Below are 21,574 nucleotides of genomic sequence, written 5' to 3' on the forward strand. Positions count from 1 at the left end.
GAGGGCCGGTGCCGTCAGGCGATCGGGTCGTGCAGGGTGACGAGCTTGCGGCCGTCGGGGAACGTCGCCTCGACCTGCACGTCGTGCAGCATCTCCGGCACGCCCGCCATCACCTGGTCGCGGCGCAGCACGGACCTGCCGTCGGTCATGAGCTGCTCGACGCCCACGCCGTCGCGGGCGCGCTCGATCACCCAGGTGCTCAGGAGCGCGACGGTCTCGGGGTGGTTGAGCCGGACGCCGCGGGCCAACCGGTCGCGCGCGACCATGCCGGCCACGGCCAGCAGCAGCTTCTCGGTGTCGGCGGGGGTGAGCCTCATGACGGGCACCCTAGGTCCCCGCGCGACGCGGTATCCGCAGACGTATACAGCCGAAACGGAATGTTTACACCGGGTGCCTCGGGCGCACCGCGTCGAGGGACCTCGGTCCTGATCCGGGCGGGGCGGGTGTTGCGTACGTCACGTACGTCGGACATACTCCTGGCAGATGGGATCCCAAAACCCAACTTCGGAGTCAATGGTGAATCTGAGTCGTCGGTGCATCCGTCTGTCCTGCCTCGCCGCCGTCGCGGCCCTCGTCGTCACGGCCTGCGCCCCCGCGCAGGACATGGCGGTGGCACCCGCGGACGCGGCGCCGCCGGCCGAGCCGGAGGGGAAGGTGACCTTCCTGTCGGCGGAGAACCTGTCCGGCGACTGGGACCCCTTCGACCACACGATCCTCGCCCAGGACCGGCTGCAGCGGGCCGCGTACGAGACGCTGGTCCGCGTCGACGAGGACGGCGCCTTCCAGCCCGGCCTCGCGCTGAGCTGGGAGAACATCGCACCGACGACGTGGCGCCTGGAGCTGCGCGAGGGCGTCACGTTCCACGACGGGACCCCGATGACGGCCGAGGACGTCAAGGCGTCGATCGAGTACGTGTCCAGCCCCGAGGTCGCCTGGTCCCTGGCGTTCCCGCGCCCGTTCACCGCCGACGTGGTCGACGACCACACGGTCGACATCCACACCGGGGAGCCGTTCGCGCCCATGGCGGGCCTGCTGGCCACGGGTGCCGCCGGTGTCGTGGCACCGTCCGAGCTCATCGAGGCGGGTCGGCTCGACGAGAAGTTCGTCGGCACGGGGCCGTACCGCTGGGTGTCGTACGAGAGCGAGGCGAAGGGCGTCCACCTCACGGTCAACGAGGACTACTGGGGCGAGGAGCCCAAGATCAAGGACTACGTCTTCCGGTACGTGGGGGACAGCCAGACCCGGCTCGCCGCCCTGCGCTCCGGGCAGGCGGACATCATCGACCGGGTCGAGCCGCACCAGGTCGCGGACGTCGAGAGCGACCCGCGCCTGGCGATCACCCGGACCCCGACGGTCGAGTCGAAGTGGCTCGCGTTCCGCGCCGCCAAGCCGCCGATGGACAACGCCCTGCTGCGTCGGGCGATCGCCCACGCGATCGACGTGCCGCAGATCGTCGAGGTGGTCCTGCAGGGCAGCGGGACCGTCAACACGTCGTACTTCTCCCCGAGCCACGAGTTCCACAGCGACTCGCCCACCTTCCCGACGTACGACCCGGAGCGGGCACGCGAGCTGCTGGCCGAGGCGGGGTACCCCGGGGGTGAGGGGCTCCGGACGCTGGACCTCATGGTCTCCGTCGGCTTCTACCCGATGACCAAGGAGTACGGGGAGGTCATCGTGCAGAACCTCGCCGACGTCGGGATCGACGTCAGGCTCACGACCCTCGAGACGGCCCGGTACAACCAGGGCCTGTTCGACCCCGAGATGGGCGACCTGTACGACCACGGCTGGTTCCTCGGCTCGTACGACGCCAACAGCGTGATGATGTCGCTCTTCGGCAACGCGCTGGTCACCTCGGTGAACGACCCCGACGTGGACGACGCGCTCGCCGCGCAGATGGCGGCCCTCGACGGGACCGAGCGGCAGCAGCTCATCGACGAGCAGCTGATGTCCGCGCTGGACGAGTCGATGCTCGAGTTCCCCATGTTCACGAGCGAGCTCATCACGGCCTACTCCCGCAACGTCCGCGACCTCGAGGTGCCCCCCACCTCGTACCACCGCATCGAGGACGCGTTCCTCGCGAAGTGAGCCGCCGCACCTCGAAGGATCAAAGGAGATCTGTCGAATGCTGAGATCCATCGCCCGACGCGTCGGGCAGACCCTCGTGGTGCTCCTCGGGGTCGCGACGCTGGTGTTCTTCGCCCTGCGTCTGATCCCCGGGGACCCCGCGCGGGTCATCGCCCCCACCAGCTCGCCGGAGGTGCAGGCCGAGGTCAGGCGCTCCCTCGGGCTCGACCAGCCGCTCGGCGTGCAGTACCTCACCTACCTGCGGGACCTCGTCACCGGGGACTTCGGGACGTCCTACTTCTTCGACGGCAGCACGCTCGGGCTGATCGGCGACGCCCTGCCGTACACGCTGTACCTCGTCGTGACGGCGCTCGTCCTCGGTCTGCTGGTCTCGATGCCGCTCGGCGCGCTCGCGGCGCGGCACCGCCGGGCCGTCACGGACCGTGCGGTCCTCGGCTTCTCGATCGTCGCGCAGTCGACGCCGAACTTCCTCATCGCGCTCCTGGGGATCACGGTCCTGGCGTCGGCGCTGTCGCTGCCGACCGTCGGGTACGTGGGTCCGGTCTCGCTCGTCCTGCCGAGCATCGCGCTGGCCGTCTCGCTCGTCGGTCTGCTGACCCAGAGCATCCGCAACAACCTCGTCACGACGCTCGACGGGAGCCTCACCGAGGCGCTGCGGTCCCGGGGTGCGTCGGTCTGGCAGATCATCCTGCGCCACGGCGCACGCCTCTCGGCGGTGTCCGTGACCAACCTGCTGGGGGTCCAGCTCGGCTTCCTGCTCGGCGGGGCCGTGGTGATCGAGTACATCTTCAACTACCCGGGTCTGGGGCTGCTCACGCTGAACGCCGTGCTGCGCCGCGACTACCCGCTGATCCAGGCGATCACGATCACCACGGCGCTGGTCTTCGTGCTGCTCAACCTGGTCATCGACCTGTCGCACGGGTACCTCGACCCCCGGATGCGGCCGGCGCGTCGCCGGCCGGCACGTGCGCCGCGCGCGACGGCGACCGTCGCGACGGCAGGAGGGAGCGCAGCATGACCGCGGACGTGGGCACGCGATCGCCGGCGACGTCGCCGGCCGGCACGACGGCACCGCGACGGCACCCCGTCGTCCGCTGGTGGCGGCGCCAGAGCGCGCTGCTGCTCACCGGGTACGGCGTGGTGCTCGCCACGGCGGCGCTCGCCTTCCTGGTGCCGCTGCTGGCGCCCGAGGACGCGGGCCGCGTGGACCCCGGCCGGGCGTACCTGCCGCCGCTGAGCGACGGGCACCTGCTGGGGACCGACCAGATCGGGCGGGACATGCTGCTGCGGGTGGCCGGCGGCCTGCGCGCGTCGCTGCTCATCTCCGGATCCGCCGTCGCGGCGGCGATCTGCATCGGCCTGCTGGTCGGGCTGGTGGCCGGCTACTACGGGGGCGCCGTCGAGACGGTCCTCATGCGGCTCACCGACGTCCAGATGGCGCTGCCGTTCATCGTGCTCGCCGTGATGATCCTGTCGATCGCGGAGCCCAGCTACGTCTCCCTGACGCTCGTCCTGTGCCTGGCGGTGTGGCCGGCGTACGCCCGGGCGGTGCGCAGCTCCACGCGGCTGGAGAAGGACGCGAACTACGTCCAGGGCATCAAGATCCTCGGCGGCGGGAACCTGCGGGTGCTGCGCAAGTACCTGCTGCCGGCGGCCCTGGCGCCGCTGGCGGTGCTGGCGGTCCTCGACATGGCGGCGCTGATCCTGTTCGAGGCGACGCTCGGGTTCCTGGGCATCGGGTCGCCCCCCGACTCGCCGTCGCTCGGCTCGATCATGGCCGACGGCAAGCAGTTCATCACCTCCGCGTGGTGGATCTCCGTGGTCCCCGGGCTCGTCACGTTCGCCGCCATCCTCGGCATCAACCTCGTCGGGGTGGCACTTCGGGAGAGGAAGGGGCAGTCATGACGGCTCAGCCCGCAGCAGGGACCGGGGCGCTGCTCGACGCCCCCCGCAGGCGCGACCCGCTGCTGGCGGTCAGCGGCCTGACGACGTCCTTCCCCGACGGCGACGGGGGTCGCGTCCAGGCGCTCGACGACGTCTCGTTCACCGTGCAGGCCGGACGCACCGTCGGGATCGTCGGCGAGTCGGGGTCGGGCAAGAGCGTGCTGCTGCGCTCGGTCCTGGGCCTGATCGACCCGCCCGGCGTGGTCGAGCGCGGTGACGTGGTCTTCGAGGGCGTCTCGCTGACGCAGTCGTCGGAGGCGGCGCTGCGCCGCATCCGGGGGCGGGACATCTCGACGGTCTTCCAGAACCCCGCCGGTGCGCTGAACCCGGTGGTCAAGGTCGGCGACCAGTTCGTCGAGGCGGTGCGCCTGCACGAGCGGGTCTCCCGCCAGGCGGCGTACGAGCGGGCCCTGGCCCTGGTCACGGACGTCGGGTTCGAGGACGCGGCCGCGCTCATGGCGACCCGTCCGTACGAGCTGTCGTCCGGTGTGGTCCAGCGCATCCTCATCGCGATGGCACTGGTGCACGGCCCCAAGCTGATCCTGGCGGACGAGCCGACGACCAACCTGGACGTCACTGTCGAGGCGCAGATCCTGGACGCGATCGCCCGGATCCAGGTCGAGTACTCGACCACGGTGATCATCGTGAGCCACGACATGGGCGTCGTCAGCCAGGTCAGCGACGAGATCGTGGTGATGTACGCGGGCCGGATCGTGGAGCACGGCGAGACCGCGGACGTGCTCACGCGTCCCGCCCACCCGTACACCCGGGCCCTGATCGAGTCGGTCCCCACCGGGCGGATCACCGCCGGCACGCGCCTGCCGACGATCCCCGGCACGCCGCCGGACCTGTCACGGCTCGGTCCCGGCTGCGCGTTCGCGGAGCGGTGCGCGTACGCGACGGACCGCTGCGTGACGCAGACACCCCCGCTCGTCCCCGGCACGCGCACGCTGCGCGCGTGCCACAACCCCCTGGAGGCGGTGGCCCCGTGACCACGGACAGCTTCGTCTGCGAGCGGCTCACCAAGTCGTTCGCGCACGGCCCGGACGCCGCCCCGGCGGTGGACGAGGTCAGCTTCACGCTCGGCACCGGCCGCGCGTTCGGCATCGTCGGCGAGAGCGGTGCGGGCAAGAGCACGCTGCTCAAGTGCCTGGTGGGGCTGCTGCCCGCCGACGGCGGGCGCGTGACGTACGAGGGCCAGGACGTGGGCCGGATGTCCCGCCAGGAGATGCGGGCGTACCGGCGGCGGGTCCAGCTGGTGCTCCAGGACCCGTACACGTCGCTGCCCGTGAACGCGACGGTCGCGCAGGCGCTCGAGGAGCCCCTCGCCATCCACCGGCTGGGCAGCTCGCAGGACCGCCGCGCCCGCATCCTGCGCGCGCTGGAGTCGGTGTCGCTCGCGCAGCGGACCCTGGACCGGGGCATCCGCACGCTCAGCGGCGGGCAGCGGCAGCGCGTCGCGATCGCGCGGGCGCTCGTGCTCGACCCGCAGACGCTGCTCCTCGACGAGCCGGTCTCCGCCCTGGACGTGTCGGTCCGCGCCCAGGTGCTCAACGTGCTCATCGACCTGCAGGAGGAGCGGGGTCTGGGGTACGTGGTCGTCTCGCACGACCTCAACGTCATCAAGATCCTCGCCGCCGAGGTCGCGGTCATGCTCAAGGGCCGGTTCGTCGAGCAGGGCAGCGCCACGCAGGTCCTCCACAGCCCCCGGCACGAGTACTCCCAGCTCCTGGTCAGCGCCGCGCCGTCGGTGGAGCGCAGCCTCGCGAACCGCGCGCCGCAGGAGCGACCGGCCGTCGCCGGCACCGTCTGACGCACGCCCCGCGGCGTCGCACCGGCGCCCGGCACCTCCGAGAAGGGACGTCCCTATGAAGTTCTCCCCGTCGTGCGACACGATGGTCGCACTCGGCTCCGTGACCGCCTCCGGCCACCCGGTCTTCGCGAAGAACTCGGACCGGGAGCCCAACGAGGCGCAGTACCTGGTCCAGCAGCCACGTGCGACCCACGAGGAGCCGATGGTGCAGTGCACGCACGTCGCGATCCCCCAGGTCGAGCGGACGCACGCCTTCATCGGGTCGCAGCCGTGGTGGATCTGGGGTCTCGAGCACGGCATCAACGAGCACGGCCTCGCGGTGGGGAACGAGGCCGCGTGGTCGCGTGACGAGGCGTCGGTCGAGCCCGGCCTCCTGGGGATGGACTACGTCCGCATCGCCCTCGAGCGCGCGACGACGGCGACGGAGGCGCTGCACCTGGTGACGGCCCTGCTCGAGGAGCACGGGCAGTCCGGCTCGTGCTCCTTCGAGGGGCGGACCGCGTACCAGAACAGCTTCATCTTCGCGGACCCCACCACGGCGTGGGTCCTGGAGACGTCGGCCCGGCACTGGGTGGCGCGGCAGGTCACGGACGTCGCGTCCATCTCGAACGTCTACTCGATCGGCACCGAGTACGACCTGATCTCGCGCGATGCCGTGCAGCACGCGGTCGACAACGGCTGGCACGACCCGTCGCAGCCGTTCAGCTGGACCCTGGCGTACACCGACACCGGGCTCGACCGGCTGCCCTCGTGCCGTGCGCGCCTCGGGCGCTCGGGGAGCCTGCTGGCCGGCGACGGGACCCGCACGGGCGTCGTGCCCGCGACGATGATGGGCTTCCTGCGCGACCACAGCGACGACTCGGGGCGGACCGGCAACGACTGGGCGCCGAGCGCGTCGAGCGAGGGCTCGCTGTGCATGCACGCCGCGACGGCGGAGGGGTTCGAGACGGCGGCGAGCACGGTCGCCGAGCTGCACGGCGACGCCGAGCGCGGCAACGCGACGATCTGGGCGTCCTTCGCCTCGCCGTGCATGTCGGTCTTCGTCCCCCTCTGGAACGACCTCGAGGTCCCCGCCCAGCTGCGCCGCCCCGAGAGCCTGGACGGGCCGGACCTCTGGTGGCGGACCGAGACGACGCAGCGCAGGGTCGAGCGCTACTTCGACGTGCTGCACCCCGTCGTCGCCCGGCTGGTCGACGTGGAGCAGGCGGCGCTGCTGGCCGACGAGGCGGCGACGCCGGCGGCCGGCCGTGCGGACCTGACCCGCCGTGCGCTCGCCGCGGCGCAGGCGCACGTCGAGCACGTGGCGGACCTCGTCGACCGCACGGGCTTCGAGGGCCGCGTGCCCCCGACCGACCGCAGGGCCACCTACCTGGACGACGTCGGCACCGGCGCGTCCCTTCCCACGACCGTATGAGGACGGACCCCATGGGCACGGAACGGATGGACGCGGTCGACCCGCCTGCGCTCGCGGTGCTGGTCGTCGACCGGATCCGCGACGCGATCATGGACGGCCGGCTGCCCCCGGGGTCCCAGCTCGTCCAGCGGGACCTCGCCCAGCAGCTCGGCGTGAGCCGCGAGCCGGTCAAGCACGCGCTGCGGGTGCTGGAGGGTGAGGGGCTGGTCGAGGCGCGCCCGCGCCGCACGTCGGTGGTCGCCGAGGTCAGCATGAAGGCGACCTGGGAGATCTACGAGGCGCGGTCGTGCCTCGAGCCGTTCATCGCCGCGAAGGTGGCCCGGTACCCGGACGCCGACCGGGAGCGGCTCGCCACGCAGCTGACGGAGCTGTGCGACGAGGCCGACCGGACGCAGGACGGCGTCGAGCTGGCCGTGCTCGACCGCAGGTTCCACACCCTGCTCTACGAGGCGGCCGACAGCGAGCTCATGCTGCGGTTCCTGCGCGCCAACTGGCGGGACATCGAGCGGGTCATGCGCCGGACGTCGAGCACGTCGTGGGTGAGCGTGTCGTGGCGTGAGCACCGCGAGATCATCGACGCGATCCGCCGCGGCGAGGTCGAGGAGGTCTCCGCGTGCTCCCGCGAGCACGTCGTGCGGGCCTTCGAGTGGGTCGCCGAGTCGGCGCGGGCCGACGCGGCGGGGCCGGACGCTGCGGGGCCGGACGCTGCGGGGCCGGACGCTGCGGGGCCGGACGCGTCGACGGGACCGGTGACGTGATCCGGGTCCTCGTGGCCCCCGACAAGTTCAAGGGCTCGTCGTCCGCCCTCGACGTGGCCGAGGCGGTGGCCGCCGGCGTGCGCCGCGTGCTGGGGGAGGCCACGGCCGACGGCCGGCCGGGCTGCGAGGTGGTGTGCCTGCCGATGGCCGACGGCGGGGAGGGGACCGCCGGGTGCTTCGTGGCCGCCGGGTTCACCGCCCGGCCGGCGACCGTCACCGGCCCGCTGGGGGAGCCCGTCGACGGGCCCTACTACCGCCGGGGCCGCGCGGCGTTCGTCGAGCTGGCCGACGCCGCCGGCATGACGCTGTGCGGGCCGGGGCTGCGCCCGCTCGACGCCACGACGGCCGGGGTCGGCGAGCTGGTGCGGGCGGCGGTCCGCGACGGCGCCGACCACGTCTACGTCGGGCTCGGCGGCAGCGCGTCGACCGACGGCGGCGTCGGGCTCCTCGCGGCGCTCGGCGGCCGGTTCCTCGACGCCGGGGGCCGCGACCTGCGGCCGGGCGGGGGGCACCTCGAGGACCTGTGCACGGTGGACCTGGCGGACGTGTGGCGGTCGACCGACGGGGTCGCCGTCACCCTGGTGGCCGACGTCGACGCCCCGCTGCTCGGCCCGGCCGGCGCCGCGCACGTCTTCGCGGCGCAGAAGGGGGCGACCCCGCAGGACGTCGACCGGCTCGAGCGCGGGCTGGCGCGGCTGGTGGACGTCGCCGCCGCGACGTACGGGCCCGGGTACCGCGAGATCGCCGACCGGCCCGGGGCCGGCGCCGCCGGCGGCGCGGGCTACGCCCTGCTGGCGGCCCTCGGTGCGGAGTACCGCAGCGGGATCGAGGTGGTCAAGGAGCTCGTGGGCTTCGACGCCTACGCCCGCAGCGCCGACGTCCTCGTCACCGGGGAGGGGCGCGTCGACGAGCAGACGCTGCGCGGCAAGGTCGTGGCGGGGGTGGCGCAGACCGCGCGCACGCTCGACAAGCGCCTGCTGGTCGTCTCGGGGCGGTGCGACCTGCCCGCCGCCGCCCTGCAGGGGCTGGGCGTCGAGGGCGCCGTGTCGCTCCTGGAGCTCGAGCCCGACGTGCGCAGGTGCATGACCGACGCGGCCGTCCTGCTGGAGCGGGCCGGGGCGCTGCTGGCGGAGCGGCACCTGCGCGGCGCGTCCCTGCAGCGGGGGGTGGGCGTCGCCGGGTGACCCGGTGCGTGACCTGACGAAGGCGGTGGACCCGACGGTCCACCGCCTTCGTGCTGTCCGGAGCGAAACCCGATGTTTACCGAACGCAGGCGATCCGCGAAACACGGCATCCCTAGCGTCCTCGGCCATGGGCACCGGCCTGTATACGCCGCGGGACACAGCGCGGTGGCACGCGGTGGGTCGGCGCCCGGGCCCGGCATCGCCCGTCAGCTCGTCCTGATCGAAAGGCATCCCGTTGACCACTCACCCCCTCCCCTCGCGGACGACCCGGAAGCGCGCGCTCGCCGTCTCCGCGGCCGCGCTCGCGGCCGCCCTGACGCTCTCGGCCTGCGGCGGCGCCCGCACCGCGGACGCCGCCGACGGCTCGCCGTCCGCGTCCGGTGGCTCCTCCTGCGTCGACACGTCCGGCGACACCGTCAAGATCGGGTTCCTCAACTCCCTGTCCGGGACCATGGCCATCTCCGAGCAGACGGTCCGCGACTCCCTCGACCTCGCCGCGGAGGAGATCAACGCGGCCGGTGGCGTGCTCGGCAAGCAGCTCGAGATCGTCGCCGAGGACGGCGCGTCCGAGCCCACCGTCTTCGCCGAGAAGGCCGAGAAGCTCATCTCGTCCGACTGCGTCGCCGCGGTCTTCGGCGGCTGGACGTCCTCGTCGCGCAAGGCGATGCTGCCGGTCTTCGAGTCGAGGAACTCGCTGCTGTTCTACCCGGTCCAGTACGAGGGCCTCGAGGCGTCGTCGAACATCTTCTACACGGGCGCCACGACGAACCAGCAGATCATCCCCGGCATGGACTACCTGGCCGAGCAGGGCAAGAAGAAGGTCTTCCTCGTCGGCTCGGACTACGTCTTCCCGCGCACGGCGAACAAGATCATCAACGCCTACGCCGAGGCCAACGGCATCGAGATCGTCGGCGAGGAGTACGCGCCGCTCGGCCACACCGACTTCGCGACGATCGTCAACAAGCTGAAGGCGTCCGGGGCGGACGCCGTGTTCAACACGCTCAACGGTGACTCCAACGTCGCGTTCTTCAAGGAGTACAAGAACGTCGGCCTGACCGCGGACGCCGTCCCGGTCGTCTCGGTGTCGATCGCCGAGGAGGAGGTCGGCGGGATCGGCGTCGACAACATCGTCGGCCAGCTCACCGCCTGGAACTACTACCAGACGGTCGAGTCGCCCACGAACGAGACGTTCGTCGCCGCGTTCAAGGAGAAGTACGGCGAGGACCGCCCCACCTCCGACCCGATGGAGGCCGCGTACACCTCGCTGTACCTGTGGAAGGGCATGGTCGAGAAGGCCGAGTCCTTCGAGGTCGCGGACATCCAGGACGCGGCCGACGGCGTCACCTTCGACGCCCCCGAGGGCACCGTCACCGTGAACGGCGACAACCACCACATCGCCAAGACGGCGTACATCGGCAAGATCGACGCCGACGGCCTCATCTACCCGGTGTGGGAGTCCGACGGCCCGATCGAGCCGGACCCGTTCCTCGAGGGCTACGAGTGGGCCGAGGGCCTGTCCTGATCCCCGTCCCGCGCACCAGGACGCACCCCTGAGCGGTGGCCCGGTCCGAGCCGTACGGTCCGGACCGGGCCACCCGCCGGGGACGTCGACCACCCCCACGGAAGGCGGCGCCGCATGGACGCCCTGTTCTCCCAGCTCTTCGCGGGCCTGAGCCTCGGCTCGGTGCTGCTGCTCGCGGCGCTCGGCCTGGCCCTGACGTTCGGTCAGATGGGCGTCATCAACATGGCGCACGGCGAGTTCATGATGGCCGGCGCCTACACGGCGTTCGTCCTGCAGGCGTTCATCCCCGACGCGGGGGTCTCGCTGCTCGTGGCCCTGCCCGTCGGGTTCGTCGTCGGCGGCCTGCTGGGCCTGCTGCTGGAGGTCACGCTGATCTCCCGGATGTACCGCCGACCACTGGACACGCTGCTGGTCACCTTCGGTGTCGCACTGGTGCTGCAGCAGTTGGCGCGCGACGTCTTCGGCGCCCCCAACGTGGACGTGCGCGCCCCGGCGTGGCTGTCCGGCGCGGTGCCGGTCCTCGGCATGAACCTGCCGAAGACCCGCCTGTTCATCCTCGCGCTGGCGATCGCCTGCGTCGTCGCGCTCTCGCTGGTGCTGAAGACGACGTCGCTGGGCCGGCGCATCCGCGCCACCGTGCAGAACCGCGACCTGGCCGAGACGTCGGGCGTCTCGACGCGCGCCACCGACCGGCTCACCTTCTTCGTCGGCTCCGGCGTCGCCGGGGTCGCGGGCGTCGCGCTGACCCTGCTCGGGTCGATCGGCCCGACGCTGGGCACCAACTACATCGTCGACGCCTTCCTCGTGGTCGTCGTCGGCGGGATCGGGCAGCTCAAGGGGGCCGTCATCGCGGCGTTCTCGCTGGGCATCCTGCAGGCCACGTTCGAGTACTCGACGACCGCGAGCCTGGCCAAGGTGCTGCTGTTCGTCGTCATCGTCGCCTTCCTGCAGGTCCGGCCGCAGGGCCTGGTCTCGGTCCGGACGAGGAGCCTCGCGTGAGCGCCCCGGGGACGACGTCCGCCCCGGCCGCCCTGTGGCGGCGGCCCGCCGTGCGCGTGTGGATCGGCGTCGCCGTCGCCGCGGTCGTCCTGTTCGGGCTGGCCCCCGCGGTCCTCTCGGACTTCCGGCTCAACCTGCTGGCCAAGTTCCTGTGCCTGGCGATGGTCGCGGTCGGCATCGGCCTGGCGTGGGGGCGCGGCGGCATGCTCGTGCTCGGCCAGGGCGTGTTCTTCGGCATCGGCGGCTACCTCATGGCGATGCACATGAAGCTGTCGGACGCGGGCCCGGGCGGTGTCCCGGACTTCATGCTCCTGTACGGCGACGGTGTCGTGCCCGGGTGGTGGGAGCCGTTCCGCAGTCCGCTGGTCACCGTCCTGGCGATCCTCGTGCTGCCGGCCGGCACCGCGGCGCTGCTCGGCCTGGCCGTGTTCCGCCGGCGGGTGCGCGGCGCGTACTTCGCGATCCTGTCCCAGGCGCTCGCGGCCGCCTTCGCGATCCTGCTGGTCGGTCAGCAGAAGGTCACCGGCGGCACCAACGGGCTCAACGGCTTCCGGTCGTTCTTCGGCTACGACCTGGCCGACCCGGTCAACAAGCGGATGCTCTACTTCATCGCCGCGGGCGTGCTCATCGCCATGGTCGTCGTCGTGCGGCTGCTCATGGTGTCCCGCTACGGCGAGCTGCTCGTCGCGGTGCGCGACCAGGAGAACCGCGTCCGGTTCCTCGGCTACGACCCGGCGAACGTGAAGGTCGTCGCCTACGCGATCGCCGCGTGCTTCGCCGGGATCGGCGGGGCGCTGTTCGCGCCGGTCGTCGGCATCATCTCGCCGGCCGACGTGGGCGTGATCCCCTCCATCGGCTTCCTCGTCGGCGTGGCGATCGGCGGCCGGGCCACCCTGCTGGGCCCCGTGCTCGGCGCGGTCGCGGTGTCCTGGGCCGAGACGGGCCTGTCCGAGCAGTTCCCGTCGTTCTGGACCTACTTCCAGGGTGCGCTGTTCATCCTCGTCGTCGCCTTCCTGCCGCAGGGCTTCGCGTCCCTGGGCGGGCTGTGGCGTCGGCGCCGAGCTGCCGGCGCCGCCCCCGGTGAGCCGCCGACGGACCCCGGACCGACCGGCACCGCGCCCGGCCACGCGACCGCGGACGACGGCGCCGGCACGACGACGACCGACGACGCCCGCACCGCAGGGAGGACCGCATGACCCCGCACCCCGAGAGCGTCGAGCCGGTCGTGCCCGACGACGCCGGGGGCCTGGACCCCGAGGCCCTCGAGCAGGTCATCGCCGCACCCGGCGAGCGGTTCCGGCACGACTACCTGGAGATCCGCGACCTGCGCGTGGTGTTCGACGGGTTCGTGGCCGTCGACGGCGTGGACCTCACGGTCACCCGCGGCGACCTGCGGTTCCTCATCGGCCCCAACGGCGCCGGCAAGACGACGATCGTCGACGCGATCACCGGGCTCGCCCCCGCCACCGGGTCCGTGCAGTTCGGCCGTGTCGACCTGCTGGGCAAGCCGTCGCACCGGATCGTGCGCGCCGGCGTCGGGCGCACCTTCCAGACCGCGAGCGTCTTCGACGAGCTCACGGTGCTGCAGAACCTCGACATCGCCGCGGGCGCGGGGCGCGGACCCGTGACGATGCTGCGCCGCCGGCGCGGGGTCCCGCCGGAGGTCGAGGCGGCGCTGGAGACGGTCGGTCTGACGAAGGTCCGGGACCTGCCGGCGGGCATCCTCGCGCACGGGCAGAAGCAGTGGCTCGAGATCGGGATGCTCCTGGTCCAGGACGCCCGCCTGCTGCTGCTCGACGAGCCGGTGGCCGGCATGAGCCAGGCCGAGCGCGAGGAGACCGGTCTGCTGCTGCAGCGCATCGGCGAGCAGCGCACGGTCGTCGTCGTCGAGCACGACATGGAGTTCCTGCGGGCCTTCGCCGCCTCGGTCACCGTGCTGCACCAGGGCAGGGTCCTGTCCGAGGGCACGGTCGCGGAGGTGCAGGCCGACCCCCGCGTCGTCGAGGTCTACCTGGGGTCGGGCACGCACGGCCGAGGGCGGGGGACGACCGCCGCGGCGGCCGCACCCGCCGCGAGCACGGAGGTGGAGTGATGCTGGAGCTGCGCGGGCTGCACGTGGGGTACGGCCGCACGGCCGTCGTCCACGGCGTCGACATCGAGGTCCCGGACGGCGCCGTCGTGGCCGTGATGGGGCACAACGGCGCGGGCAAGACGACGCTCCTGCGGGCGGCGGTCGGGCTGCTGCCCGCCCGCTCCGGCACGGTCCTGCTCGGCGGTGAGGACGTCACGCGCACGCGGCCGCACCAGCGCGTGCGCGCCGGTCTGGCGTACGTGCCGCAGGGCCAGCAGTCGTTCGGGCAGCTCACGGCGCGGGAGAACCTGCAGCTCGTCGCCGACGTCGCCGGGTCGCAGGGGGCGCGCCGGCTCGACGAGGCGCTCGACCTGTTCCCCGCCCTGCGGGGGCTGCTCACGCGCCGCGCGGGTCTGCTGTCCGGCGGTCAGCGCCAGCAGCTCGCGATCGCCCGGGCCCTCATCACAGGCCCGCGGCTGATCGTCCTCGACGAGCCGACCGAGGGGATCCAGCCGTCGGTCGTCGCCGAGATCGAGGACGCGATCGTGCAGCTCGCATCGGGCGGGCTGTCGGTGCTCCTGGTCGAGCAGCACGTCGGGTTCGCCCTCGCCGCGTCGTCGCACTACTACGTGCTGGAGTCCGGGCGGGTCACCGCGCACGGCGCCGGCGGCGTGGCGCAGGAGGGCGACGTGCGTGCCGCGATGGCGATCTGAGCGCGACCGGCCCGGGGCGGACCGCGGGAGCACGGCCGAGCGGCGTCGCCGCCGGCCACGAGTCAGGGGGTGGGAGTGATGGGCGCGTCCACGGGTCCGTCGGCGGGCGCGGCCGCGAGCGGCTCGCTGCGGGAGCACGTCTACCAGCGGCTGCGCGACGAGATCCTCAACGGCAGGGTCTCACCGCGGGAGCGGCTCACCGAGCCCAAGCTGTCCCGGGCGTTCGAGGTGTCCCGCACCCCGGTGCGGGAGGCGCTGTCGCGCCTGCTGTCCGACGGCCTGGTCGAGCGCACCGACTTCGGCTACGCGGTGGTCGTGCCGTCGCTCGCGTCGCTGCGGGACCTGTACGAGCTGCGGATCACCCTGGAGCTGCGGGGGATCGCCCGGGCCATCGAGAACCCGCAGGTGCGCCACGACCGGGCGGTGCTGGGCGCCGAGCTCGCGCGGTGGCAGGAGCTGCGGGACGTCGTGCCCGACCCCGACCCGAGCTTCGTGGTGCTCGACGAGGGCTTCCACCGGGCGCTGTCGCAGGCGTCCGGCAACGCGCAGCTCACGGACGCGCTGGTCACGGTGAACCAGAAGATCCGTGCCGTGCGGATGCACGACTTCGTCGAGGACGAACGGGTCACCGCGACCATCGAGGAGCACCTGGAGATCCTCGACCTCGTGCTCGCGGAGCGGCTGGCCGAGGCGCTCACGGCACTGCACCGGCACGTGGGGGAGTCGCTGGAGGTCGTCATGGAGCGCGCCTCGCACGCGATGGCGCGCATGGCGCTCACGGGCTGAGGCGCGCGCGTCAGGCGAGGACCACCGGACAGTCGTCCTCCCAGATCCGCGCCACGGTGTCGCGGGCCGGGGGGAGGTCGGGGAACGCCTGCGACCACATGTCCCCGATGTCGGCGCGGCCCTCGGTGCCGATCAGGTAGAACCCGAAGTTCACCACGTCGTAGCCCTTGACGTTCTCGCAGACCGCGCGCGCACCGTCCCGCACGACGGTCACGTCGAGCGGCACCTCGTCGGGCCACCTGACGGTCACCGTCATCGTGTTGGCGAAGCCGTCGAGGTGCGCGCCGACGTGCGTCTCGTCGGCGTCCGGCAGCGCCTCGGCCACGGCGTCCTTGACGACCGTGGTGATCGCGACGCCGTCCTCGTCGACCGGCGGCCCGAGAGCCTGGTCGCGCAGGGCGCTGCAACCGCCGAGCACGACGGTCAGCGTGAGGGTCGCGGCGAGTGCGGCCACGGTGCGTCGTGCCATGGGTGCGGGGGTCCTTCGGGTCGGGTGGCGGGGTCGCCCAACGTAGACGGGAGCCGCACGCGGGTGCGCGAGGGACACCCGGCGCACGGGGTGAAACCGGTCCTCGCGTCGGTCCCGCGCCCCCGCCCGGGCGTAACCCCCCGTTCACGCCCACGCGCCTCCGGGGAAACAGCGGTTTCCTACGGTCCGGATACCGGCACGTATACAGCCGGCGCGTGGACACCTGGCCGCCGACCCGAAGGACACCGTGTTCGACACCCTGCTCGTGGCCGACCGCGGCGAGATCGCCGTGCGCGTCCTGCGCACGGCGGCCCGGCTGGGCCTGCGCACGGTGGCGGTGCACACCGACGTCGACGCCGCTGCGCCGCACGTGCGCCTCGCCGACGTCGCGGTGCCGCTCGGTCCCCCCGGCGCCTACCGGCACGCCGACGCGGTCATCGCCGCGGCGAGGGCCACCGGGGCCGGGGCGGTCCACCCCGGGTACGGGGTCCTGTCCGAGGACGCGGGCTTCGCCGCGGCGGTCGAGGCCGCCGGGCTGGTGTTCGTCGGCCCGGCACCCGAGCACCTGGCCGTGTTCGGCGACAAGCACCGCGCGCGGCGGGCGGCACGCGCGGCCGGTGTCCCGCTGCTGCCCGGCAGCGGTCTGCTGAGCGACGTCGAGGAGGCGGTGGCAGCGGCCGAGGGGCTCGGCTACCCGGTGATGGTCAAGGCCGTCGGCGGGGGCGGTGGCACCGGGGTACGTGCGTGCGCGACGCCGGCGGAGCTCCGCGCGGCGTACGCGCGCCTCCGCGGCCTGCCGGCCGGGGGCGGCGGCGTGTACGTCGAGCGCCTGGTGCGCCGCGCGCGGCACGTCGAGGTGCAGGTGTTCGGCGACGGCACCGGGCGCGTCGTGAGCCTGGGGGACCGCGACTGCTCGCTGCAGCGCCGGCACCAGAAGGTGATCGAGGAGGCCCCGGCACCGGAGCTCTCCGACGACCTGCGCGAGCGGCTGGCCACGTCGGCGCGCGCCCTGACCTCGTCGGTCGCGTACCGGTCGGCCGGGACCGTGGAGTACGTCGTCGACGTCGACCGGGGGGACGCGGCGTTCCTCGAGGTCAACGCACGGCTTCAGGTCGAGCACACCGTCACCGAGGAGGTCACGGGTGTCGACCTCGTCGCCTGGATGCTGCGCCTCGCACGCGGTGACGCGGACCTGCGCACCGAGCTGGCCGCGCTGCCGGAGGCAGGTCCGTCGGTCCGCGGGCACGCCGTCGAGGCGCGCGTCCACGCCGAGGACCCGCGGCGCGACCACCGCCCCGGCACGGGCCTGCTCACCTCGGTCACGTTCCCGGACGGCGTGCGGGTCGACGCCGGGGTCGAGGCGGGTCAGGAGGTCACGACCCACTACGACGCGCTGCTCGCCAAGGTCGTCGTGCACGCCGACGACCGGGACGCCGCCCTGGCCGCGGCGGGTGCCGCGCTCGCGGGCACGTCCGTGCACGGCGTCAGCACCAACCTGCCGCTGCTGCGCGCCGCCGTCGCCGACGACGCCGTGCGGGCGGTGCGCCACACCACGGGGACCCTCGCGGGGATCGTCGACGACGAGCCGTGGGTCGAGGTGCTGCGACCCGGCGTGCTGACGACGGTGCAGGACTGGCCCGGCCGCCTGGGGCACTGGGACGTGGGGATCTGCCCGTCGGGCCCCATGGACGACCTGTCGTTCCGGCTGGGCAACGTCGCACTCGGCAACCCCGAGGGTGCGCCGGGCCTGGAGTGCACGCTCGAGGGGCCGGCGCTGCGGTTCAGCCACGCGGCGGTCGTGTGCGTCTCGGGTGCCGCCGCTCCTGTGACCGTCGACGGTGCTCCCGTGCCGCAGTGGGAGCCCGTCGACGTCCCGGCCGGTGCCGTGCTCGCCGTCGGCGCGCCGTCGGGTGCCGGGCTGCGCACGTACGTGCTGCTCCGGGGAGGGCTCGACGTCCCGGAGTACCTCGGGTCGGCCGCGACGTTCCCGCTCGGCGGGTTCGGCGGGTACACCGGGCGGGCGCTGGAGACCGGTGACGTGCTCGTCCCCGCGCCCGTCCCGGAGGGCGCCCCGGCCCCGGCCGCCGTGCCGCGGGAGGCCCGTCCGCAGATCGGCCACGCGTGGGAGCTCGCCGTGCAGGAGGGGCCGCAGCCGGCGCCGACCTACCTCACGCGCGACGACATGGTGATGCTCCACGCCACGACGTGGCACGTGCAGGCGCACACCGACCGCACGGGCATCCGGCTGTCCGGGCCGCGTCCGCGCTGGGCGCGCCCGGACGGCGGCGAGGCGGGTCTGCACCCGTCGAACCTGCACGACAACCCGTACTCCGTCGGTGCGCTCAACGTCTCGGGGGACACCCCGATCCTGCTGGGTCCCGACGGCCCGTCGCTCGGCGGGTTCGTGTGCCCCGTCACGGTGGTCGTGGGGCACCGGTGGAAGCTGGGGCAGGTGCGCCCCGGCGACACCGTCCGTCTCGTGCCCGTCCCGACGGCGACGGCCGACGCGCTGCGGGTGTCGCCCCGGCGGGCGGGCGCGTGCGTCCCCGCGGACCTCGCGACCGGCCCCGACGGCGACGACGGCGTCCTCGCGCGGGTCACCGGGGACCCCGGCGACCCGCGGGGCCGGCCCGACGTGGTGTACCTGCGCGGCGCGGACGACAACGTGCTGGTCGAGTACGGGCCGATGGTGCTCGACCTCGGGCTGCGGATGCGGGTGCACGCCCTCGCCGAGGCGCTGCGGGGGCGCGCGCTGCCCGGGGTCGTCGACGTCACGCCCGGGGTCCGCAGCCTGCACGTGCACGTCGACCCCGCGCTGCTGCCGGTGCCCGCGCTCGTCGAGGTGCTCGTCGCGCTCGAGGCCGACCTGCCGGCGACCGTCGACCTCGAGGTCCCGTCGCGGCGGGTGCACCTGCCGATCGCGTTCGACGACCCGGCCGTCGCGGACGCGGTCACCCGGTACGCGGTCGGCGTGCGCGCGCGGGCACCGTGGCTGCCCTCGAACCTGGAGTTCGTGCGGCGCGCGAACGGCCTGGCGTCGACCGACGACGTCCTGGCGACCGTGGCTGCCGCGGAGTACCTGGTGCTGGGCCTGGGCGACGTGTACCTGGGTGCGCCGCTCGCCGTGCCCCTCGACCCGCGGCACCGGCTCATGACGACCAAGTACAACCCCGCGCGCACGTGGACCGCCGCGGACACCGTCGGGCTGGGCGGCCAGTACCTGTGCGTCTACGGCACGGACTCCCCGGGCGGGTACCAGCTGGTCGGGCGGACCCTCCCCATCTGGTCCGGGCACCGGCAGCACGGGGCCTTCGAGCCCGGCGTCCCGTGGCTGCTGCGGTTCTTCGACCGCATCGTGTGGGAGCCGGTGACCGCCGCCGAGCTCGGCGCGCGGCGCCGGGCGTCCTCCGCCGGCCGGCTGGACCTGCGCGTCGAGCAGGGCACGTTCCGGTACCGCGACCACCTCGACCTGCTCGCGACCCACGCCGACGAGATCGCGGAGCACCGTGCCCGGCAGGCGGCCGCGTTCGCCGTCGAGCGGGCCGCGTGGGCCGCGGCCGGCGAGCTCGGCCCGTTCGACCAGGGCCCGTTCGACCTCGCGCCGCCCGCGCCCGTGGCCACCGTCGGGCACCGCGTCGAGCTGGCCGCCGGGCACGTGCTCGTCGAGGCGCCGATGGTCGGGTCGGTGTGGCGCGTCGAGGCCGCGCCCGGGTCCGAGGTCCGCGCCGGCGACCCGGTGGTCGCGCTCGAGGCCATGAAGCTCGAGCTGGGTGTCCCCTCGCCGTGCGACGGGCGGGTGGTCCGCGTGCTGGTCGAACCGGGGCAGCAGGTGGGCCCGGGGGCGCCGCTCGCGGTCGTGGCGGCGACGGCATGACCGCGCCCCCGCGGCGGACCCCGCCGCCGCGCCCCACCCCTGCGCTCTCGCCCGGACACCCGTCCGGTGCCGCCCACACCGTCAGCGAGGAGCACGACCATGCACGTTCCTGACCACGTCCTCAGCGACCCCGTCTCCGCCGGCACGGCCGTCGCGGCCGGCGCGGTCGTCGTCGCGGCCGCCGTGCGTGCCCGGCGCGACGGCGCCCACGCCCCGCACCCGGTGATGATCGGCGCCACCACCGCCGCGGTGTTCGGGCTCCAGATGCTCAACTACCCCGTCGGCGCCGGGACGAGCGGCCACCTCATGGGGGGTGCGCTCGCCGCGGCGCTGCTCGGGCCGGCCTGGGGGATCCTCTCGGTGACGCTGGTCCTCGTGGTGCAGTCGGTCGTCTTCGCCGACGGCGGCCTGACGGCGCTGGGCACGAACACGCTGCTCATCGCCGTGGTCGGCACGCTCATGGGGTGGGCGGTCGCGCGCGGGGTGCTCGGGGCGGGCCGGCCACGGGCGGATCGCGACGTCCGGGTGTCGGCGCCCGGGGGCGCGGCCGTCGGCGGCGCGGTGAGCGTCGTCGCGGCGGCGCTGCTGTTCGTCGGGCTGTACGCCGCCGGCGGCACGGTGGCGGTGCCGCTCGGCGCGCTCGCGGGCCAGATGCTGGGGGTGCACCTGCTCATCGCGGTCGGGGAGGCCGTGATCGCCGGTGCCGTCGTCGCCGTCGTCGCCGCGGTGCGGCCGTCCGCCGTGGCCCTGACGGCGCCCGACGGGCTGCCCTCGCGGGCCGGGGTCCTCGCGCCTGCGGGCGTGCTCACGGGGATCGCCGCGCTCGCCGCGCTCGCGCTGTCCGCCGTCGCGTCCGCGGCCCCCGACGGCCTGGAGGCCACGGCGGAGCGCGCGGGGTTCGCCGGCGCCGCACGTGACCACGCGCTCGGCGGGATGCCGCTGGCCGACTACGGCGAGGTCGGGGGGATCGTCGTCGGGGTGGCCGGGGGCATCGGCCTGGTGCTGTGCCTGCTCGTCGCGACGGGGCTGGCCGCCGCGATGACGCGAGGACGCGCGCGGACGCTCACCGCCGGGGCCTGAGACCCGGGCGACCGTCGTCCGCCGGTGCGGGCGTCGCCCGCGTCAGCGGTCGCGGGCGCGGACCCGCAGGCCCGACGCGCGCAGCCGGCGGACGAGGTCGCGGGTGCTCACCGGCTCCGCGCCCAGCGCGACGACGTCGTCCCACCGCTCGGCGGGCACGTCGTAGTGGTCGTGGTCGAAGGCGCGCCGCGGGATGCCGGCCCGGGCGGCGAAGGCGTGCAGCTCGTCGTACGACGTGTCGCTCACCAGGTGACCCCAGACCGTGCCGTGGTTGGGCCACAGCGGGGGGTCGACCAGCACGCTCACGGGCCGAGGGTACGTGGCGCGCGGACGGGGCGCCCGCAGCGTCCCGGCGCCGCGGTCAGCGCACCACAGCACCGCCGGCGGGCCGCGCGTCCCCAGGCCGCTCGGTGCGCTCCGGGCACCCGCACGGGCGCCCCTAGCGTCGGGTCTGCCGTCGTCACCGGTGCCGCAGCCCGCGGCCCGCGGCGGTCCCCGGGAGGACGTCCATGAGCAGGTACGAGGTCGACAGCGCACAGCTCGACGGGTCGGCGGCGGGCGTGCTCGCACGGTCCGCGAGCATCCGGGCCGAGGTCGCCGCGATGCAGCGGCAGCTCACCGAGCTGCAGGCGACGTGGCGCGGCGGCGCCGCGGGTGCGTTCGGCGCCGTGGTCGGGGAGTGGAACGTCACGCAGGCGCGCGTCGAGGAGTCGCTGGCGCAGATCGCGACGGCCATGCAGGCCGCCGCCCGGACGTACGCCGAGGCCGAGGCCCATGCCTCGCGGCTCTTCGCGCACTGAGTGCCGCGTCGGGTCGCGGGCGCTGCCGCAGGGGGCGTCCGCCGGGCGGGACCCCGGGGTCG

At 74.0% G+C, this 21,574-nt stretch carries 20 protein-coding genes; 17 read left to right on the top strand and 3 right to left on the bottom strand.

Translation table 11 applies throughout. The annotated features are described in order from the left end of the window. Positions 1-14 precede the first annotated feature (14 nt). A complete protein-coding gene (locus tag BMZ16_RS11465) occupies positions 15-317 on the bottom strand; it encodes an urease subunit gamma (protein WP_089801071.1) in 303 nt (100 codons plus the stop codon). A gap of 199 nt (positions 318-516) precedes the next feature. Between BMZ16_RS11465 and BMZ16_RS11470 the strand changes: the two genes are divergently transcribed. From BMZ16_RS11470 to BMZ16_RS11535, 14 genes are all read left to right on the top strand, one after another. Then, on the top strand, positions 517-2,085 hold the full coding sequence (locus tag BMZ16_RS11470) for an ABC transporter substrate-binding protein (protein WP_177199673.1): 1,569 nt from the start codon (positions 517-519) through the stop codon (positions 2,083-2,085). Positions 2,086-2,122: 37 nt separating this feature from the next. Further along, the gene (locus tag BMZ16_RS11475) at positions 2,123-3,103 is read left to right on the top strand and encodes an ABC transporter permease (RefSeq protein ID WP_089800551.1); all 981 of its coding nucleotides are present in this window, start codon (positions 2,123-2,125) and stop codon (positions 3,101-3,103) included. Then, complete coding sequence (locus tag BMZ16_RS11480) at positions 3,100-3,990, top strand: ABC transporter permease (RefSeq protein ID WP_089800553.1); 891 nt, start codon at positions 3,100-3,102, stop codon at positions 3,988-3,990. The genes BMZ16_RS11475 and BMZ16_RS11480 overlap by 4 nt, the downstream gene beginning before the upstream one ends. Continuing rightward, entirely contained in the window at positions 3,987-5,021 is a 1,035-nt protein-coding gene (locus BMZ16_RS11485; protein WP_089800555.1) for an ABC transporter ATP-binding protein, read from the top strand. The genes BMZ16_RS11480 and BMZ16_RS11485 overlap by 4 nt, the downstream gene beginning before the upstream one ends. Beyond that, the gene (locus BMZ16_RS11490) at positions 5,018-5,842 is read left to right on the top strand and encodes an ABC transporter ATP-binding protein (RefSeq protein WP_177199674.1); all 825 of its coding nucleotides are present in this window, start codon (positions 5,018-5,020) and stop codon (positions 5,840-5,842) included. The genes BMZ16_RS11485 and BMZ16_RS11490 overlap by 4 nt, the downstream gene beginning before the upstream one ends. A 55-nt stretch (positions 5,843-5,897) precedes the next feature. Next, entirely contained in the window at positions 5,898-7,256 is a 1,359-nt protein-coding gene (locus tag BMZ16_RS11495) for a C69 family dipeptidase (protein WP_089800559.1), read from the top strand. Between the two features lie 11 nt (positions 7,257-7,267). Continuing rightward, positions 7,268-8,014 carry a GntR family transcriptional regulator gene (locus BMZ16_RS11500; RefSeq protein WP_177199675.1) on the top strand — a complete coding sequence of 249 codons (747 nt, stop codon included), beginning with the start codon at positions 7,268-7,270 and terminating at the stop codon, positions 8,012-8,014. Continuing rightward, positions 8,011-9,198 (top strand): glycerate kinase, encoded by a 1,188-nt coding sequence (locus tag BMZ16_RS11505; protein WP_089800563.1) that lies wholly within the window; start codon positions 8,011-8,013, stop codon positions 9,196-9,198. The genes BMZ16_RS11500 and BMZ16_RS11505 overlap by 4 nt, the downstream gene beginning before the upstream one ends. Before the next feature lie 235 nt (positions 9,199-9,433). Beyond that, positions 9,434-10,720, top strand: a complete 1,287-nt coding sequence (urtA, locus tag BMZ16_RS11510) for an urea ABC transporter substrate-binding protein (protein WP_089800564.1) — start codon at positions 9,434-9,436, stop codon at positions 10,718-10,720. Positions 10,721-10,834: 114 nt separating this feature from the next. Further along, a complete protein-coding gene (urtB, locus tag BMZ16_RS11515; RefSeq protein WP_089800566.1) occupies positions 10,835-11,719 on the top strand; it encodes an urea ABC transporter permease subunit UrtB in 885 nt (294 codons plus the stop codon). Beyond that, positions 11,716-12,915 carry an urea ABC transporter permease subunit UrtC gene (gene urtC, locus BMZ16_RS11520; RefSeq protein WP_255366580.1) on the top strand — a complete coding sequence of 400 codons (1,200 nt, stop codon included), beginning with the start codon at positions 11,716-11,718 and terminating at the stop codon, positions 12,913-12,915. The genes urtB and urtC overlap by 4 nt, the downstream gene beginning before the upstream one ends. Next, positions 12,912-13,811, top strand: coding sequence for an urea ABC transporter ATP-binding protein UrtD (gene urtD, locus BMZ16_RS11525; RefSeq protein WP_177199676.1), 900 nt, complete (start codon positions 12,912-12,914; stop codon positions 13,809-13,811). The genes urtC and urtD overlap by 4 nt, the downstream gene beginning before the upstream one ends. Next, the gene (gene urtE, locus BMZ16_RS11530) at positions 13,811-14,503 is read left to right on the top strand and encodes an urea ABC transporter ATP-binding subunit UrtE (RefSeq protein ID WP_089800568.1); all 693 of its coding nucleotides are present in this window, start codon (positions 13,811-13,813) and stop codon (positions 14,501-14,503) included. Before urtD ends, urtE begins: the two co-directional genes overlap by 1 nt. Positions 14,504-14,581: 78 nt before the next feature. Continuing rightward, the gene (locus BMZ16_RS11535) at positions 14,582-15,289 is read left to right on the top strand and encodes a GntR family transcriptional regulator (RefSeq protein WP_089800570.1); all 708 of its coding nucleotides are present in this window, start codon (positions 14,582-14,584) and stop codon (positions 15,287-15,289) included. 10 nt (positions 15,290-15,299) lie between these two features. On the opposite strand, the gene BMZ16_RS11540 is transcribed toward BMZ16_RS11535, so the two are convergent. Then, positions 15,300-15,758, bottom strand: coding sequence for a hypothetical protein (locus tag BMZ16_RS11540; RefSeq protein WP_089800572.1), 459 nt, complete (start codon positions 15,756-15,758; stop codon positions 15,300-15,302). A gap of 247 nt (positions 15,759-16,005) precedes the next feature. Here BMZ16_RS11540 and uca point away from each other — a divergent pair, with 247 nt between their 5' ends. Beyond that, on the top strand, positions 16,006-19,632 hold the full coding sequence (uca, locus tag BMZ16_RS11545; protein WP_089800574.1) for an urea carboxylase: 3,627 nt from the start codon (positions 16,006-16,008) through the stop codon (positions 19,630-19,632). Between the two features lie 99 nt (positions 19,633-19,731). Beyond that, positions 19,732-20,712 (top strand): energy-coupling factor ABC transporter permease, encoded by a 981-nt coding sequence (locus BMZ16_RS11550; protein WP_089800575.1) that lies wholly within the window; start codon positions 19,732-19,734, stop codon positions 20,710-20,712. Between the two features lie 42 nt (positions 20,713-20,754). Here BMZ16_RS11550 and BMZ16_RS11555 read toward each other — a convergent pair whose 3' ends face one another. Further along, positions 20,755-21,018 carry a DUF4031 domain-containing protein gene (locus BMZ16_RS11555; RefSeq protein ID WP_089801075.1) on the bottom strand — a complete coding sequence of 88 codons (264 nt, stop codon included), beginning with the start codon at positions 21,016-21,018 and terminating at the stop codon, positions 20,755-20,757. Positions 21,019-21,221: 203 nt separating this feature from the next. Here BMZ16_RS11555 and BMZ16_RS11560 point away from each other — a divergent pair, with 203 nt between their 5' ends. Then, positions 21,222-21,512, top strand: coding sequence for a WXG100 family type VII secretion target (locus BMZ16_RS11560; protein WP_089800577.1), 291 nt, complete (start codon positions 21,222-21,224; stop codon positions 21,510-21,512). Positions 21,513-21,574: the final 62 nt, after the last annotated feature.

The sequence above is a fragment of the Cellulomonas sp. KH9 genome (genome assembly GCF_900114185.1).
Classification (GTDB): Bacteria; Actinomycetota; Actinomycetes; order Actinomycetales; family Cellulomonadaceae; genus Cellulomonas.